The organism is Paracoccus sp. N5, assembly GCF_000371965.1.
GTDB lineage: Bacteria > Pseudomonadota > Alphaproteobacteria > Rhodobacterales > Rhodobacteraceae > Paracoccus.
In genome coordinates, this window is record NZ_AQUO01000001.1 from 2350239 (window position 1) to 2365030 (window position 14792).

Genomic DNA, 14792 nt, shown 5'->3' on the forward strand with positions numbered 1-14792 from the left:
CGCTCACGGCTTTAATGCGCGGCGGTCCCGAAGCGGTGGAAGATCAGGAAGGCGCCGAAGCAGATGAAACCGAAGCCAAGCGCGATGTTCCAGGTCAGCTTCTCGCCCAGCCAGAGCCATGAGAACAGCACGAAGATCGACAGGCTGACGACCTCCTGGATGGTCTTCAGCTGGGCGGCGCTGAAATGGCCATAGCCGAAGCGGTTCGCCGGCACCTGCAGCAGGTATTCGAAAAAGGCGATGCCCCAGCTGACCAGGATCACCACCAGCAGCGGCGTGGCCTTGAACTTCAGATGCCCATACCAGGCGATGGTCATGAACAGGTTCGACGCGATCAGCAGGCCGACCGTGACCAGCGGCACGGGCAGGTTCATTCGGACCGATCCCAGCTGCGGTGCTTTTCGAGATTGCCGAAGCGGGTGAAGCGGCCCTCGAAGGACAGCTCGACCGTGCCGATGGGACCGTGGCGCTGCTTGCCGATGATGACCTCGGCCTTGCCGTGGCAGGATTCCATGATCTGCTGCCAGTTCGCCATCTTGTCGAGATCGTGGTCGGCGGGCTTTTCCCGCTCGCGGTAATATTCCTCGCGGAAGACGAACATGACGATATCGGCGTCCTGCTCGATACTGCCGGATTCGCGCAGGTCGGACAGCTGCGGCCGCTTGTCCTCGCGGCTCTCGACCTGGCGCGAGAGTTGCGACAGGGCGATGACGGGGATGTCCAGCTCCTTGGCGATGGCCTTCAGGCCCTGGGTGATCTCGGAAACCTCGTTCACCCGGCTGTCCTTGGCGCTGGCAGCGCGCAAGAGCTGCAGGTAATCGACGATCAGCACGTCGAGCCCCATGGTGCGCTTGAGCTTGCGGGCGCGGGCGGCGAGCTGGTTGATCGGCAGGGCCGGGGTGTCGTCGATGAACAGCGGGCAGTTCTGCAGGTCATGCGCCGCCTTCACGAAGCGGCGGAACTCCTCCTCGGTCATGTCGCCGCGCCGGATCGATTCGCTGGGCACCTCGGCCGCCTCGGACAGGATGCGCGCGGCCAGCTGCTCGGCCGACATCTCGAGGCTGAAGAAGCCGACGACGCCGCCCGCCACCGTGCCATGGCTGCCGTCGGGCAGCTCGCCCGTCCGGTGCGCCTTGGCGACGTTGAAGGCGATGTTCGTGGCCAGCGAGGTCTTCCCCATCGAGGGCCGCCCGGCCAGGATGATCAAGTCCGAGCGGTTCAAGCCGCCCATCTTGCCGTCCAGATCGACCAGCCCGGTCGAGACCCCGGACAATCCGCCCCCGCGGCTGAACGCGGCATTGGCGGCGTTCAGCGCCCCGGTGACGGCGGCAAGGAAGCTCTGGAAGCCGCGCTCGGCCACGCCCTGCTCGCCGAGCTTGTAGAGCACCTGCTCGGCTTCCTTGATCTGTTCCTCGGCGGAATCGCTGACCGAGACGGTGGCCGCGCGGGCGGAAATGTCCTGGCCCAGGTTGATCAACTCGCGCCGCAGGGCGAATTCGCGGATCATCTGGGCATAGTCGCGCGCGGCATGGGACGAGATCGCGGCCCCCGCCAGACGGGCCAGGTAGGCCGGGCCGCCAAGCTCCTTCAGCCCGGCGTCGTTCTCCATGAAGGCCTTGATGGTGACCGGGCTCGCCAGCGCATTCCGGGCGATGCGCTCGGCGCTGATCTCGTAGATGCGGCGATGCACCGGGTCGTAGAAATGCCCGGCCTGAATGATGCGCGAGACGTGGTCATAGACCTCGTTATTGGTCAGAAGCGCGCCCAGGAGTTGCTGCTCGGCCTCGATGGAAAAGGGCACCGCCTGCTCGGCCGCGGCCGAGGCGATTTCACCGGGTTTCCTGATTTCGACGGCGCGCAACTCGCTCATGCCCTGCTCTCCGACCTTCGACTCGGCTGGGGGCCGTTATCCACCTTATGCGCCCCGCGGTCCATCGGGATATGTTGTGGATAAGCTGTGGGCGGATTGCTGCCCTTGCGCGGGTGGCGAGGGCGGCATGGGTATTTGGGCAACAGAGAAGACCGAGGCGGCGCCCAGTTCTTCTTCGTTCCTCAAATACCCATTGCAACCGTGCAGCCGGGCCGGACCGGGCCAGTTCAAGGATGGGCAGCCTGCCAGGCGCGCGGGTCAGTCAGGAAGCGTTCGACCTCGGCCAGGGTTTCTGCATCGTAGAAACCTTGCGCCTTGGCTTCGGCCAGCACGTCCCACCAGGTGCAGAGATGGTGCAACTGCACGCCGTGATCGGCCAGGCGCTGCGTGGTCTCGGGGAAGATGTCGTAATAGAAGATCACCGCGGTATGGCCGCAGGTCGCGCCGGTCTCGCGGATCGCATCGACGAAGCTCAGCTTCGAGCCGCCGTCGGTGGTCAGGTCCTCGACCAGCAGCACGCGCTGGCCCTCGGTCATCGCGCCCTCGATGCGGGCATTGCGGCCATAGCCCTTGGGCTTCTTGCGCACATAGGTCATCGGCAGTTCCAGCCGTTCCGCGACCAGGGCCGCGAAGGGGATGCCCGCCGTCTCGCCGCCGGCGATATTGTCGAAGGCGTCGAAGCCCGCGTCGCGCAGCACGGTCGCCGCCATGAAGTCCATCAGCGTCGAGCGGATGCGCGGGAAGCTGATCAGCTTGCGGCAGTCGATATAGGTCGGCCCCTTCAGGCCCGAGGCATAGGTATAGGGCTCGGCCGCGTTGAAATGCACCGCCTTGATTTCCAGCAGCATGCGGGCGGTCAGCTGGGCGATCTCCTCGCGCGGGGGGAAGGGCAGGGTCATGCGGGGTCCTCGACGTGCCAGTAGAGCGGGAAGCCGGGGTCGAAGACGGTGACGGTCTCGTCCCCGGCGTTGATATGGGTCGGATAGGGCGCGGGCGTGTCGCGCCGGACCAGCCGGATGCGGTCCTCGTTCGCGGGCAGGCGGTAGAAGGCGGCGCCGTTGAGCGCGGTGAAGCCTTCCAGCCGGTCCAGCGCGCCGTCATCCTCGAAGACCTGGGCCAGGATCGACATGGTGTTCGGCGCGGTGAAGCAGCCGGCGCAGCCGCAGGCCGATTCCTTGGCGCGGTCCGGATGCGGCGCCGAGTCGGTGCCGAGGAAGAAGCGCGTATCGCCCGAGGTTGCCGCGCGGCGCAGCGCCAAGCGATGCGTCTCGCGCTTGGCGACCGGCAGGCAGTAGTAATGCGGGCGGATGCCGCCGACCAGGATATGGTTGCGGTTGATGACCAGGTGATGGGTGGTGATCGTCGCGCCGATGTCCTGGTTCGCGCTGACGTAATCCACGCCGTCCGCGGTGGTGATATGTTCCATCACCACGCGCAGCCCGGGCGTGGCGCGGCGGATCGGGTCCAGCACCCGGTCGATGAACACCGCCTCGCGGTCGAAGATGTCCACCGCCGGGTCGGTGACCTCGCCATGGAAGCACAGCGGGATGCCGGCTTCGGCCATGGCCTCCAGCACACCGCGCACCTTGTCGAAATCGCGCACGCCCGAGGCCGAGTTGGTCGTCGCCCCGGCCGGATAGAGCTTCACCGCCGCGATGATCCCGTCGCGATGCGCGGCGACCACGTCGGCGGGATCGGTCGCCTCGGTCAGATAGAGCGTCATCAGCGGACGCAACGTCACCTCGGGCCCCAGCGCGGCCCGGATCCGGTCGCGGTAAGCCGCGGCCTGCGCCCCGGTCACCACCGGCGGCACCAGGTTCGGCATGATGATCGCCCGGCCGAAATGGCCGGAATATGAAGCCACTGCCTGCAGCATGTCACCGTCGCGCAGGTGCAGGTGCCAGTCGTCGGGGCGTCGAAGCGTAAGCGATTTGTTCATGCCGTCCCTGTATACCGGGCGTGGCTGCAAGGCCATAGGGCAATGGGCGGGACCAAAGAAGCACTTGGCAATCGCCCAGCCAGAGAGCAATTTTATTTCAACCGCTCTTCTCGAAGGGATTCGGATGTGTTCGGATTGATGAACCAGACCAGCATGCAGGTGCCGCTTCTGCTTTGGCAGCAGATGGCGCGCATGGCTTGGGAATCGCAGATGGTGATCGCGTGGCGCACCGCCGGAATGATGGGCCTGGTGCGCCAGGACGCCGAGGAGCCGCAGCGCATGGTCATCGAAAAGGCCAATGCGGCGTCCGAGGCCATGCATGCCGCGTTGCGCGCCGCCGGGCGCGGCGAGCGTGCCGACAAGGTCATGGCGGCGGCGCTGCGGCCCTATCGCCGCCGCACCAAGGCCAATGTCAAGCGGCTGTCGCGCAAGGGCTGACCGCCGCCAGGGCCTGGAATGCAAAACGCGCCCCAAGCGGGGCGCGTCTGCTTTGTCGCGGGCGCGGATCTCAGATCAGCTTGCCCATCGCCACGGCGGTATCCGACATGCGGTTCGAGAAACCCCATTCGTTGTCATACCAGCTGAGGATGCGGACCAGCTTGCCCTCCATCACCTTGGTCTGGTCCATGTGGAAGACCGAGGAATGGCTGTCGTGGTTGAAGTCCGAAGAGACCAGCGGCTCGTCGGTATAGCCCAGGATGCCCTTCAGCGGGCCGTCGGCGGCGGCGCGGATGGCGTCGTTGATTTCCTGCACCGAGGTCTCGCGCTTGGCCTCGAACACCAGATCCACGACTGAGACGTTCGGGGTCGGCACGCGGATCGCGACGCCGTCCAGGCGGCCCTTGAGTTCCGGCAGCACCAGGCCCACCGCCTTGGCGGCGCCGGTCGAGGTCGGGATCATCGACAGCGCGGCGGCGCGGGCGCGATACAAGTCCTTGTGCATGGTGTCCAGCGTCGGCTGGTCGCCGGTATAGCTGTGGATGGTGGTCATGAAACCGCGCTCGATGCCGATGGCGTCGTTCAGCACCTTGGCGACCGGCGACAGGCAGTTGGTGGTGCAGCTGGCGTTCGAGACCACCAGATCCTGGGCGGTCAGCGTGTCGTCGTTCACGCCGAAGACGATGGTCTTGTCGGCATTCTCGCCCGGGGCCGAGATCAGCACGCGCTTGGCGCCGGTCGACAGATGCGGCTGCACCTTTTCCTTCGAGGTGAAGATGCCGGTGCATTCCATGATGACGTCGATGTCGCCCCAGGGCAGTTCGGCCGGGTTGCGGATCGCGGTGACCTTGATCGGGCCGCGGCCGACGTCGATCGAGTCGCCGTTCACCTTGACCTCGGCCGGGAAGCGGCCATGGACCGAGTCGTAGCGCAGCAGATGCGCATTGGTCTCGACCGGGCCCAGGTCGTTGATCGCCACGACTTCGATATCATTGCGCCCCGATTCGATGATCGCGCGCAGCACGTTCCGACCGATACGACCAAAGCCGTTGATCGCCACCTTGACAGCCATGGGGGTTCCTCCGCCGCTGATGAAGTTTCGCGCTGCAAATAGCCCGGCTTGCGGGGGAAATGCAAATGGGCTGCGCGATGTTTGCGACCAAACTGCGCCGAAACCGCATCGCGCGGCGCGATCGCGCGACGGCCCCGCAGTTGCGGCCGGCCCCCCAAGCCACTAGAACCCCGGCAAACACCAGGAGTTTCCGATGATCCCGCGCTATTCCCGCCCCGAAATGGTCGCCATCTGGTCGCCCGAGACCCGCTTCAAGATCTGGTACGAGATCGAGGCGCATGCCTGCGACGCCCAGGCCGACCTCGGCGTGATCCCGCGCGAGAACGCCGAGGCCGTCTGGCGCGCCAGGGACGTCGAATTCGACGTCGCCCGCATCGACGAGATCGAGGCCGTGACCAAGCATGACGTCATCGCCTTCCTGACCCATCTGGCCGAGCATATCGGCAGCGACGAGGCGCGCTTCGTCCACCAGGGCATGACCAGCTCGGACGTGCTCGACACGACGCTGAACGTGCAGCTGGTGCGCGCCGCCGACATCCTGCTGGCCGACATGGACAAGGTCCTGGCGGCGCTGAAGAAACGCGCCTACGAGCACAAGGATACGGTCCGCATCGGCCGCAGCCACGGCATCCATGCCGAGCCGACCACCATGGGCCTGACCTTCGCCCGCTTCTACGCCGAGATGGCGCGCGGCAAGGCCCGGCTGGAACGCGCGCGCGAGGAGGTGGCGACCGGCGCCATCTCGGGCGCGGTCGGCACCTTCGCCAATATCGACCCGGCGGTCGAGGCGCATGTCTGCGCGAAAATGGGCCTCTCCCCCGAGCCGATCTCGACCCAGGTCATCCCGCGCGACCGTCACGCCATGTTCTTCGCCACGCTGGGCGTCATCGCCAGCTCGATGGAGAATATCGCCATCGAGATCCGCCACATGCAGCGCACCGAAGTGCTTGAGGCCGAAGAATTCTTCAGCCCCGGCCAGAAGGGTTCGTCGGCCATGCCGCACAAGCGCAACCCGGTGCTGACCGAGAACCTGACCGGCCTTGCCCGCCTGGTGCGCATGGCGGTGATCCCGGCGATGGAGAACGTGGCGCTGTGGCACGAACGCGACATCAGCCACAGCTCGGTCGAGCGCGGCATCGCACCCGATGCGACGATCACCCTGGACTTCGCGCTGAACCGCCTGGCCGGCGTCATCGAAAAACTGGTGGTCTATCCCGAGAACATGCTGAAGAACATGAACAAGTTCAAGGGGCTGGTCATGTCTCAGCGCGTGCTGCTGGCCCTGACCCAGGCCGGCGTCTCGCGCGAGGATGCCTATCGCCTGGTCCAGCGCAACGCCATGAAGGTCTGGGAGCAGGGCGCCGATTTCAAGACCGAGCTCTTGGCCGATGCCGAGGTGACGGCGGCGCTGTCGCCGGCCGAGATCGAGGAGAAGTTCGACCTCGGCTATCACACCAAGCATGTCGACACGATCTTTTCGCGGGTCTTTGGCGAAAAGCCCGCGCATTAACCGCGCATTCGCATATCTGTGCCAGATTGCCCCCGACGACAGATGAATCGGGGGCAAACATGGGTGTTCCGGCAATCGGCGGGTTACAACTGACCCCGCGCCAGAAGGCGGCGGTGATCGTGCGGCTGTTGCTTGCCGAAGGCGACGACATCGACCTGGCCCGGCTGCCGCCGGGGCTGCAGACCGACCTGGCGCAGGAAATGGCGCTGATGGGCATCATCGACCGCGACACGCGCAACGCCATCGTGGCGGAATTCTGCGACCGGCTGGAATCCGTCGGCCTGTCCTTCCCGGGCGACATCGACGGCACGCTGGACCTGCTGGACGGCCATCTCTCCCCCGATACCACAGACCGGCTGCGGCGCATGGCGGCGCTGAACGGCGACGGCGACCCCTGGGACCGCATCGCGGTCATGGCGCCGACGCTGCTGGCCGAACTGGCCCGCACCGAGGCGGTCGAGATCGCGGCGGTGATGTTTTCCAAGCTGCCGGTGCCGCGCGCGGCCGAGGTCTTCGGCCTGCTCGACCCGCAGCTCGCGCGCCAGATCGCCTATGCCATGTCGCTGACCGGCGGCATCGAGGCGGCGGCGCTGCAAAGGATCGGCAAGGCGCTGATCCAGGCCGCCGACGCCGTGCCGCAGCCGCCGTTGCAGGGCAAGGCCGGCGAAAAGGTCGGGGCGATCCTGAACTTCTCGCCCTCGACCATGCGCGACAGCGTGCTGGCCGGGCTCGATGACGACGATGCCGGTTTCGCCGGCGAAGTGCGCAAGACGATCTTCACCTGGGCGCATGTGCCGCATCGCGTCGATCCACGCGACATTCCCCGCCTCACGCGCGAGGTGGACAATGCCGTGCTGCTCAAGGCTCTGGCCGGCGCCAGGGGCGAGGCGCGCGAGACGGTCGATTTCATCCTTGGCGGCATCTCCAGCCGGCTTGCCGAGACGATGCGCGAGGAAATGGAGGCGCTCGGCAAGATCTCGGTCCGGGACGCCGAGGCGGCGATGGACGAGGTCGTCGCGACCATCCGCCGGATGGAGGCGGCGGGCGACCTTTTCCTGATCTCGCCCGAGCCCGAAGAGGACGAGCCGCCCGCGGCCTGATCTTGCCACGGGGCGCCAGTCGCTGCTAACGGCTTGCCTGACAGGCGGCGCTGGCCTGAAAGCGGGCAGTGCCGCGGCTGGCGGCCGGGTCACGGACGCGCCATGGAAAGGAAGCCATGACCAATCAGATCGCTATCGTCCTGCTGGTGCTGGTGCTGGCGCTTTTTGCCGCCGACGCGCTGGTGCTGCATTGGAACCTGCCGCTGTTCCTGGGCAAGGAATTCGCCGGGCTGATCGAGTATCTCAGCTTCTGGCGCTAGGCTGGTTTCGCAGATCGAGCGACAGTGCCGCCCATCGGTGGCCAGCAGCGCGTTCCCGCGTCGCGCGGCGTCCAGCGCCAATAGCGCCAGAAATGCGGCATGGTTTTGTGCTTGTTCCGCTCCCGGTCTCGACCGTCTCGCGGCGACAATCGCTGGCCGATTTCCGCGAGCCGTCCGGCCTCTTCGCGCGAGGCCCAGACCCGGTTCCCGAGGCATTCCGACCCTGCCGGCGAAGCGCGACGGCCCAAGGGCCCTGGCCGAGAATCCGTTTGGTTGGGATTGCACTTGCCTCGCGATCAAGGTAAACGAGACGGCACGCGGGCGTAGCTTAATGGCAAAGCTTCTGGTTCCCAACCAGATGACGAGGGTTCGATTCCCTTCGCCCGCTCCAGATCTCCGCGCAGTTTGTTGATTTTCCCACAGCTTTTGCTGGTCTGGCGAGGGCGCCGATGGGCATGCGTTCGCCTGCTGTTCCAGGTCCAAAACATTGAATCAGGCGCGGATTCCCTTGAAGCGGTCTTGCCATTCGTCGCGGCTCTCGTCGCTGATCTTGGCGAAAAGCACCTCGGGCACGGTGAAGGCATGGCCGGCGGGCAGGGCCTGCAGCGCGGCCGCGACATCGCCGGGCCAGCGACGGTCCCGGGTCTGCATCGCGGCCAGCATGGCATCGGCGGCGAAGGGGATGAAGGGGGCCGAAAGCACGGCATAGAGCCGGATCAGGTTCAGGCCCAGGCGGACCTGCATCGCGGCCTTGTCCGGGTCGGTCTTGAAGGTGGACCAGGGCGCGGCGGATTGCAGGTATTCGTTGCCCAGAACCCAGATCGCGCGCAGTTCGGCGGCGGATTTGCGGATCTCGGTATGGTCCATGAAGCCTTCATAGGCGCGGATGCGGGCGGTCAGTGCCTCGATCAGCGCCGATTCCTCGGGGCCGTAGCTGCCGCCTTCGGGGATGGTCTCGCCGAATTTGCTGCGGCAGAACTTGGTGATGCGGCTGACGAAATTCCCCAGCACGTCGGCCAGGTCCTTGTTCACCGACTGCTGGAAATTCTCCCAGGTGAACTCGCTGTCGCCGGATTCGGGGGCGTGCGACAAGAGCCACCAGCGCCAGTAATCGGCGGGCAGGATCGACAGCGCCTGGTCCATGAACACGCCGCGGCCCTGGCTGGTCGAGAACTGGCCGCCGTCATAAGTCAGGTAATTGAAGGACTTGATGTAGTCCACCAGCTTCCAGGGCTCGCCCGAGCCGATAATCGTGGCCGGGAAGCTGAGCGTGTGGAAGGGCACGTTATCCTTGCCCATGAACTGGGTATAGGTCACGTCCTCGGCGCCCTCGTCGAGCCGCCACCAGCGGCGCCAGGCGCTGTCGGGCTCGCCCCGCTTGTCGGCACCCTCGGCGGTGGCGGCGATATATTCGATGGGTGCGTCGAACCAGACGTAGAAGACCTTGCCCTCCATCCCCGGCCAGGGCTGGTCGCCCTTTTTCACCGGAATGCCCCAGTCGAGGTCGCGGGTGATGCCGCGGTCCTGCAGCCCGTCGCCGTCGTTGAGCCATTTCCTCGCGATCGAGGTGGTCAGGATCGGCCAGTCGGTCTTGCTGTCAAGCCATTGGGAAATCTGGTCTTTCAGCGCGCGCTGGCGCAGGTAGAGGTGCTTGGTGGCGCGGATTTCCAGGTTGGTGCTGCCGCTGATGGCGCTGCGCGGCTCGATCAGGTCGGTCGGGTCGAGCTGCTTGGTGCAGTTCTCGCACTGGTCGCCGCGGGCCTTGTCATAGCCGCAGTTCGGGCAGGTGCCCTCGATATAGCGGTCGGGCAGGAAGCGGCCGTCGTCGATGGAATAGACCTGCTTTTCCTCGACCTCGGAGATCCAGCCGTTCTCGTCCAGCTTGCCGGCGAAATGCTGGGTCAGGACGTGGTTGCGCTCGCTGGAGGAACGGCCGAAATGGTCGAAGGACAGGCCGAAGTCGCGGGCGATTTCCGCCTGGATTTCGTGCATTTCCGCGCAATAGACCGGCACCGGCTTGCCGGCCTTCTTCGCCGCGAGCTCGGCCGGGGTGCCGTGTTCGTCGGTGGCGCAGATGAACATCACCTCATGGTCGCGGGCGCGCAGGTAGCGGGCATAGAGGTCGGCCGGAAGCTGCGAGCCGACCAGGTTGCCGAGGTGCTTGATCCCGTTGATATAGGGGATTGCCGAGGTGATGAGATGCCGGGCCATGTGTCGCGTCCTAAGGGGTCGGCGCTCTGTCTAGCCGCGATGGCGGGCGATGGAAAGTGCGCGCGTTGCAAGCCGGGCTTGCGCAACGGTTCCGGGGCCGATGCGCCGGAAAGCCGGGAAAAGCTGGGGTTTCGGGCTGTGCTGGCGGTGCAGCGCGCGTACACGGGCCGTACACCGCGCGTGCACCGGCCCGGCATCGCGGCGAGGCTGCGCCCCTCGATGGGGCGCGTCAGGCGCTCCCCCCGGGATATTTCCGACAAGAGAGAAAGCCGGGGCGGTGTCCTGCTGCGGCGCGTCTTGGCTCAGCGGCGGCGGTCGCGGCGCGAGCTCATCGGCTGGAAGGCCACGCCGACATGGGCCTCGCAATAGGGTTTGCCGGGGACCGAGGGCAGGCCACAGAACCAGAACTTGTCGGTCGCCGGGTCGCCGATCGGCCATTTGCAGGTCCGCTCGGTCAGCTCCATCAGCGTCAGCTTGCGGGCGCGCTTTTCCACCTCGCGCACCGAGGCCAGCGCCTCGGGGCTGATCTCGTTGGCCGAGGGTTGCGGCGGCAGCGGCTGGCCCGAGGGGACCAGCGTGCGGCGGTTGAAGCCGGGCGCGGCCGGGGCTGCGGCCTGTTCCGGCGCGGGCTCGGCCGCCGGGGCCGCGGCCCGGGGCTGCGGCGCGGGCTCGGGTGCCGCCGGTTTCGGCGCGGGCTCCGGCGCCGGCGCCGCCGCGACGGCGGGCTTCGGCGCCGGTTCGGGTGCCGCTGCCTCGGCTTCGTCGCTGCGATTCGACAGGCCCAGCCGGTGGACCTTGCCGATCACCGCGTTGCGGGTGACGCCGCCCAGCTCCTTGGCGATCTGGCTGGCCGATTGTCCCTCGGCCCACATGCGTTTCAGCGTCTCGACGCGCTCGTCGGTCCAGGACATGACTTGCCTTTCCTGCACCGGCTGCGGTCCCGGTGCCCTTCGTGTTCACGGCTGCTTCCCGGCTTCAATTCCGCCGGGCCCGGGCTTAAATCCGGGGATAGCCAGATTTACCCGTCCGCCGCCGCAAATTCAAGGAGCGCCGATGCAGCCCACCGAGACCCGCCCCGAGAGCCCCGCCGCGATCCGCCAGATGGGCGTGCGCCGCTTTGGCCGGGTGAACTGGCTGGGGCTTTACACCCTGGCGCGGCGCGAGATCATGCGCTTCATGAATGTCTGGCAGCAGACCGTGCTGGCGCCGCTGATGACCTCGGCGCTGTTCGTGGCGGTCTTCGCCCTGGCGCTGGGCCGCGACCGCGGCGCGGTCATGGGCCTGCCCTATCTGGTCTTCCTGGGGCCGGGCATCCTGATGATGACGGTGATCCAGAACGCCTTCGCCAATACCTCCTCGAGCATCATCTCGGCCAAGATGCAGGGCAATATCGTCGATACGCTGATGCCGCCGCTGTCGGCGACCGAGATCCTGGCCGGCTATCTGATCGGCGCCGTGGTGCGGGCGCTGATCGTCGCCGGCGCCATTGCCGCCGGCATGGCGCTGGTGCTGGGCCAGGGCGTGGCGCATCCGCTCTGGGCGCTGTGCTTCGTCGTGCTGGGGGCGCTTCTGATGGGCGGGCTGGGGCTGCTGGGCGGCATCGTGGCGCAGAAATTCGACCAGATGGCGGCGATCACCAATTTCGTCGTGACGCCGCTGTCGTTCCTGTCCGGCACCTTCTATTCGGTCGAGGCGCTGCCCGAGCCGTTCCGCACGCTGGCGCATTGGAACCCGGTCTTTTACCTGATCGACGGCGCGCGCTATGGCATCGCCGGGGTTTCGGACGCGCCGGTGCTGCGCGGCCTTGCGGTCTGCGGCGGCACCGTGGCGCTGGTGCTGTGGACGGGTTGGCGCTGGCTCGACAGCGGCTATCGTATGAAGCCGTGAAAAGCCGCGATGAAAAGCCGCCATGAAAAGCCGTTGCACGCCGCGCGCGTCCGCGCTATGCGCTGGGCCATGATCGCATGGACCGCCTTTACCGCCCGTCCCCGACGTTGATCCTGTCGACGACCGATCCCGCCTGCCTTCCTGACATCACTGGTGCCGCGCCGGCGCGGCTGTTCCCAGAGAGGACATCCCCATGATTTCGCACGTCCTGCCGACCTATAATCGCGCGCCCATCGCCTTCGAGCGCGGCGAGGGCTCCTGGGCCATCGCCACCGACGGCACGCGATACCTGGACCTGGGGGCGGGCATCGCCGTGAACGCGCTGGGCCATGCCAATCCCGATCTGGTGGCGGCGCTGACCGCGCAGGCCGGGCGGATCTGGCATGTCTCGAACCTCTACCAGATCCCCGAGCAGGAGCGGCTGGCCGACCTGCTGGTCGAGGCGACCTTTGCCGACACGGTCTTCGTCACCAATTCCGGCACCGAGGCGGCCGAACTGGCCATCAAGATGGTGCGCAAATACTGGGACGAGATGGGCGATCCCGAGCGGATCGAGATCCTGACCTTCGAGGGCGCCTTCCACGGCCGCTCGACCGGGGCCATCGCCGCCGCCGGGTCGGAGAAGATGGTCAAGGGCTTCGGCCCGCTGATGCCCGGCTTCCGGCAATTGCCCTGGGGCGACATGGCGGCGCTGGAGGCGGCGATCTCCGAGCGCACCGCCGCCGTCATGCTGGAGCCGGTGCAGGGCGAGGGCGGCATCCGGCCGCTGCCCGATGCCGATCTGCGCCGCATCCGCGCGCTGTGCGACCAGACCGGCGCGCTTTTGGTGCTGGACGAGGTGCAGTCGGGCATGGGCCGCACCGGCAAGCTGTTCGCGCATGAATGGGCCGGGGTGACCCCCGACATCATGATGGTGGCCAAGGGCATCGGCGGCGGCTTTCCGCTGGGCGCGGTGCTGGCGACCGAGGCCGCTGCCGCGGGCATGGCGGCGGGCACGCATGGCTCGACCTATGGCGGCAATCCACTGGCCTGCGCGGTGGGTGCGCGCGTGATGGAGATCGTGGCCGATCCGGCCTTCCTGGCCGAGGTCAACCGCAAGGCGGCGCTGCTGCGCCAGAAGCTGGAGGGCCTGGTCGCGGCGCATCCCGCGGTGTTCGAGAGCGTGCGCGGCCAGGGGCTGATGCTGGGGCTGAAATGCCGGGTGGCGCCGGGCGAGGTGGTCCAGGCCGGCTATGCCGAGCATGTGCTGACCGTGGCCGCGGCCGACAATACGCTGCGGCTGCTGCCGCCGCTGACCATCTCGGACGAGGAGATCGCCGAGGCGGTGGCGCGGCTGGACCGGGCGGCCGGGCGGCTGGATGGCTAGCCCGGCCAGGGTTCCGGCCGCGGGCGGCATGATCCGGGCGGCGACGCGGCACCGATGCCGGGCGGGGCGCGCCAAGAAAATCGGGGTCCGACCTTGACCTCGCATCGGCAAAGCGGCTTGCTGGCCGGATCAATCCGAAAGACGTATCACGATGAACAGTTTCCTTGACATCCACACCACCGACAAGGCCGCGCTGCGCGGGATGATCGATTCCGCGCGCCGGATGAAGGATGCCCGCGCCGGCCAGCCCAAGGGGGCGCCGGATGCCGACCTGCCGCTGAAGAACCGCATGGTGGCGTTGATCTTCGAGAAACCCTCGACCCGGACCCGGGTCAGCTTCGACCTGGGCGTGCGGCAGATGGGCGGGCAGACCATGGTGCTGTCGGGCAAGGAGATGCAGCTGGGCCATGGCGAGACCATCGCCGACACCGCCCGGGTGCTGTCGCGCTATGTCGACCTGATCATGATCCGCACCTTCGAGGAGGCGACGCTGCTGGAGATGGCGGAATATGCCTCGGTGCCGGTGATCAACGGGCTGACCAACCGCACCCATCCCTGCCAGATCATGGCCGATGTGATGACCTTCGAGGAGCATCGTGGCCCCATCGCCGGCAAGAAGGTGGTCTGGTCGGGCGACGGCAACAATGTCTGCTGCTCGATGATCCATGCGGCGGGGCAGTTCGGCTATGACTTCACCTTTACCGGCCCGCCGACGCTGGACCCCGAGCGCGAGGCGCTGGACTTCGCCCGCGCGCAGGGTGTGCAGGCGGTGATCGAGCGCGATCCGGCCCGCGCGGTCGCGGGGGCGGACCTGGTGGTGACGGATACCTGGGTCTCGATGCACGACCCGCAATCGGCGCGCGAGCGGCGGCACAACCAGCTGCGCGGCTATCAGGTGAATGAGGCGCTGATGGCGCGGGCCAAGCCCGAGGCGCTGTTCATGCATTGCCTGCCGGCGCATCGCGACGACGAGGTGACGAGCGCGGTGATGGACGGGCCGAATTCGGTCATCTTCGACGAGGCCGAGAACCGGCTGCATGCGCAGAAGGCCGTCATGCGCTGGTGCCTGGGCGTCTGATGTCGCTGGCGGGGGCCTTGCCCCCGCACCCCCAGGATATTTGCACAAGAGAGAAGCAGGG

Annotated in this window: 14 protein-coding genes and 1 tRNA gene; 8 read left to right on the forward strand and 7 right to left on the reverse strand. The window is 67.0% G+C overall.

From position 1 onward, the window contains the following. Positions 1 to 11: 11 nt before the first annotated feature. The 4 genes from PARN5_RS0111900 to pyrC all read right to left on the reverse strand — a co-directional run bounded on the left by PARN5_RS0111900 (position 12) and on the right by pyrC (position 3809). Positions 12 to 374 (reverse strand): DMT family protein, encoded by a 363-nt coding sequence (locus PARN5_RS0111900; protein WP_017999998.1) that lies wholly within the window; start codon positions 372 to 374, stop codon positions 12 to 14. Further along, entirely contained in the window at positions 371 to 1870 is a 1500-nt protein-coding gene (locus PARN5_RS0111905) for a replicative DNA helicase (protein WP_017999999.1), read from the reverse strand. Before PARN5_RS0111905 ends, PARN5_RS0111900 begins: the two co-directional genes overlap by 4 nt. Positions 1871 to 2097: 227 nt before the next feature. Continuing rightward, positions 2098 to 2769 (reverse strand): orotate phosphoribosyltransferase, encoded by a 672-nt coding sequence (locus PARN5_RS0111910; protein WP_018000000.1) that lies wholly within the window; start codon positions 2767 to 2769, stop codon positions 2098 to 2100. Then, positions 2766 to 3809 carry a dihydroorotase gene (gene pyrC, locus PARN5_RS0111915; RefSeq protein WP_018000001.1) on the reverse strand — a complete coding sequence of 348 codons (1044 nt, stop codon included), beginning with the start codon at positions 3807 to 3809 and terminating at the stop codon, positions 2766 to 2768. Before pyrC ends, PARN5_RS0111910 begins: the two co-directional genes overlap by 4 nt. A gap of 138 nt (positions 3810 to 3947) precedes the next feature. Here pyrC and PARN5_RS0111920 point away from each other — a divergent pair, with 138 nt between their 5' ends. After that, a complete protein-coding gene (locus PARN5_RS0111920; protein WP_018000002.1) occupies positions 3948 to 4247 on the forward strand; it encodes a hypothetical protein in 300 nt (99 codons plus the stop codon). Positions 4248 to 4317: 70 nt separating this feature from the next. Here the strand turns inward: PARN5_RS0111920 and gap are convergent, their stop codons facing one another. Then, positions 4318 to 5319, reverse strand: coding sequence for a type I glyceraldehyde-3-phosphate dehydrogenase (gene gap / locus PARN5_RS0111925; RefSeq protein WP_018000003.1), 1002 nt, complete (start codon positions 5317 to 5319; stop codon positions 4318 to 4320). A 193-nt stretch (positions 5320 to 5512) separates the two neighbouring features. On the opposite strand from gap, the gene purB reads away from it, so the two are divergent. The 4 genes from purB to PARN5_RS0111945 all read left to right on the forward strand — a co-directional run bounded on the left by purB (position 5513) and on the right by PARN5_RS0111945 (position 8580). Continuing rightward, a complete protein-coding gene (gene purB / locus PARN5_RS0111930) occupies positions 5513 to 6829 on the forward strand; it encodes an adenylosuccinate lyase (RefSeq protein ID WP_018000004.1) in 1317 nt (438 codons plus the stop codon). A gap of 59 nt (positions 6830 to 6888) precedes the next feature. Then, a complete protein-coding gene (locus PARN5_RS0111935; RefSeq protein ID WP_026155373.1) occupies positions 6889 to 7929 on the forward strand; it encodes a FliG C-terminal domain-containing protein in 1041 nt (346 codons plus the stop codon). A gap of 116 nt (positions 7930 to 8045) precedes the next feature. Then, entirely contained in the window at positions 8046 to 8189 is a 144-nt protein-coding gene (locus tag PARN5_RS24565; RefSeq protein WP_018000006.1) for a hypothetical protein, read from the forward strand. A gap of 317 nt (positions 8190 to 8506) precedes the next feature. After that, positions 8507 to 8580 (forward strand) — tRNA-Gly (locus PARN5_RS0111945). Between the two features lie 101 nt (positions 8581 to 8681). On the opposite strand, the gene metG is transcribed toward PARN5_RS0111945, so the two are convergent. Both metG and PARN5_RS0111955 read right to left on the reverse strand, forming a co-directional pair. Further along, a complete protein-coding gene (gene metG, locus PARN5_RS0111950; protein WP_018000007.1) occupies positions 8682 to 10400 on the reverse strand; it encodes a methionine--tRNA ligase in 1719 nt (572 codons plus the stop codon). Positions 10401 to 10702: 302 nt separating this feature from the next. Then, positions 10703 to 11311: a GcrA family cell cycle regulator gene (locus tag PARN5_RS0111955; protein WP_018000008.1), complete on the reverse strand. Its 609-nt coding sequence runs from the start codon at positions 11309 to 11311 to the stop codon at positions 10703 to 10705. A 142-nt stretch (positions 11312 to 11453) separates the two neighbouring features. Between PARN5_RS0111955 and PARN5_RS0111960 the strand changes: the two genes are divergently transcribed. The 3 genes from PARN5_RS0111960 to argF all read left to right on the forward strand — a co-directional run bounded on the left by PARN5_RS0111960 (position 11454) and on the right by argF (position 14731). Then, positions 11454 to 12287, forward strand: a complete 834-nt coding sequence (locus tag PARN5_RS0111960; protein WP_018000009.1) for an ABC transporter permease — start codon at positions 11454 to 11456, stop codon at positions 12285 to 12287. Between the two features lie 193 nt (positions 12288 to 12480). Further along, a complete protein-coding gene (locus PARN5_RS0111965; RefSeq protein ID WP_018000010.1) occupies positions 12481 to 13653 on the forward strand; it encodes an aspartate aminotransferase family protein in 1173 nt (390 codons plus the stop codon). 151 nt (positions 13654 to 13804) lie between these two features. Continuing rightward, positions 13805 to 14731 carry an ornithine carbamoyltransferase gene (gene argF / locus PARN5_RS0111970; protein WP_018000011.1) on the forward strand — a complete coding sequence of 309 codons (927 nt, stop codon included), beginning with the start codon at positions 13805 to 13807 and terminating at the stop codon, positions 14729 to 14731. Positions 14732 to 14792 lie beyond the last annotated feature (61 nt).

Coding starts and splice junctions, on each gene's coding strand:
- PARN5_RS0111900 (WP_017999998.1), bottom strand. CDS start 374: ATGAACCTGCCCGTGCCGCTGGTCACGGTCGGCCTGCTGATCGCGTCG.
- PARN5_RS0111905 (WP_017999999.1), bottom strand. CDS start 1,870: ATGAGCGAGTTGCGCGCCGTCGAAATCAGGAAACCCGGTGAAATCGCC.
- PARN5_RS0111910 (WP_018000000.1), bottom strand. CDS start 2,769: ATGACCCTGCCCTTCCCCCCGCGCGAGGAGATCGCCCAGCTGACCGCC.
- pyrC (WP_018000001.1), bottom strand. CDS start 3,809: ATGAACAAATCGCTTACGCTTCGACGCCCCGACGACTGGCACCTGCAC.
- PARN5_RS0111920 (WP_018000002.1), top strand. CDS start 3,948: ATGAACCAGACCAGCATGCAGGTGCCGCTTCTGCTTTGGCAGCAGATG.
- gap (WP_018000003.1), bottom strand. CDS start 5,319: ATGGCTGTCAAGGTGGCGATCAACGGCTTTGGTCGTATCGGTCGGAAC.
- purB (WP_018000004.1), top strand. CDS start 5,513: ATGATCCCGCGCTATTCCCGCCCCGAAATGGTCGCCATCTGGTCGCCC.
- PARN5_RS0111935 (WP_026155373.1), top strand. CDS start 6,889: ATGGGTGTTCCGGCAATCGGCGGGTTACAACTGACCCCGCGCCAGAAG.
- PARN5_RS24565 (WP_018000006.1), top strand. CDS start 8,046: ATGACCAATCAGATCGCTATCGTCCTGCTGGTGCTGGTGCTGGCGCTT.
- metG (WP_018000007.1), bottom strand. CDS start 10,400: ATGGCCCGGCATCTCATCACCTCGGCAATCCCCTATATCAACGGGATC.
- PARN5_RS0111955 (WP_018000008.1), bottom strand. CDS start 11,311: ATGTCCTGGACCGACGAGCGCGTCGAGACGCTGAAACGCATGTGGGCC.
- PARN5_RS0111960 (WP_018000009.1), top strand. CDS start 11,454: ATGCAGCCCACCGAGACCCGCCCCGAGAGCCCCGCCGCGATCCGCCAG.
- PARN5_RS0111965 (WP_018000010.1), top strand. CDS start 12,481: ATGATTTCGCACGTCCTGCCGACCTATAATCGCGCGCCCATCGCCTTC.
- argF (WP_018000011.1), top strand. CDS start 13,805: ATGAACAGTTTCCTTGACATCCACACCACCGACAAGGCCGCGCTGCGC.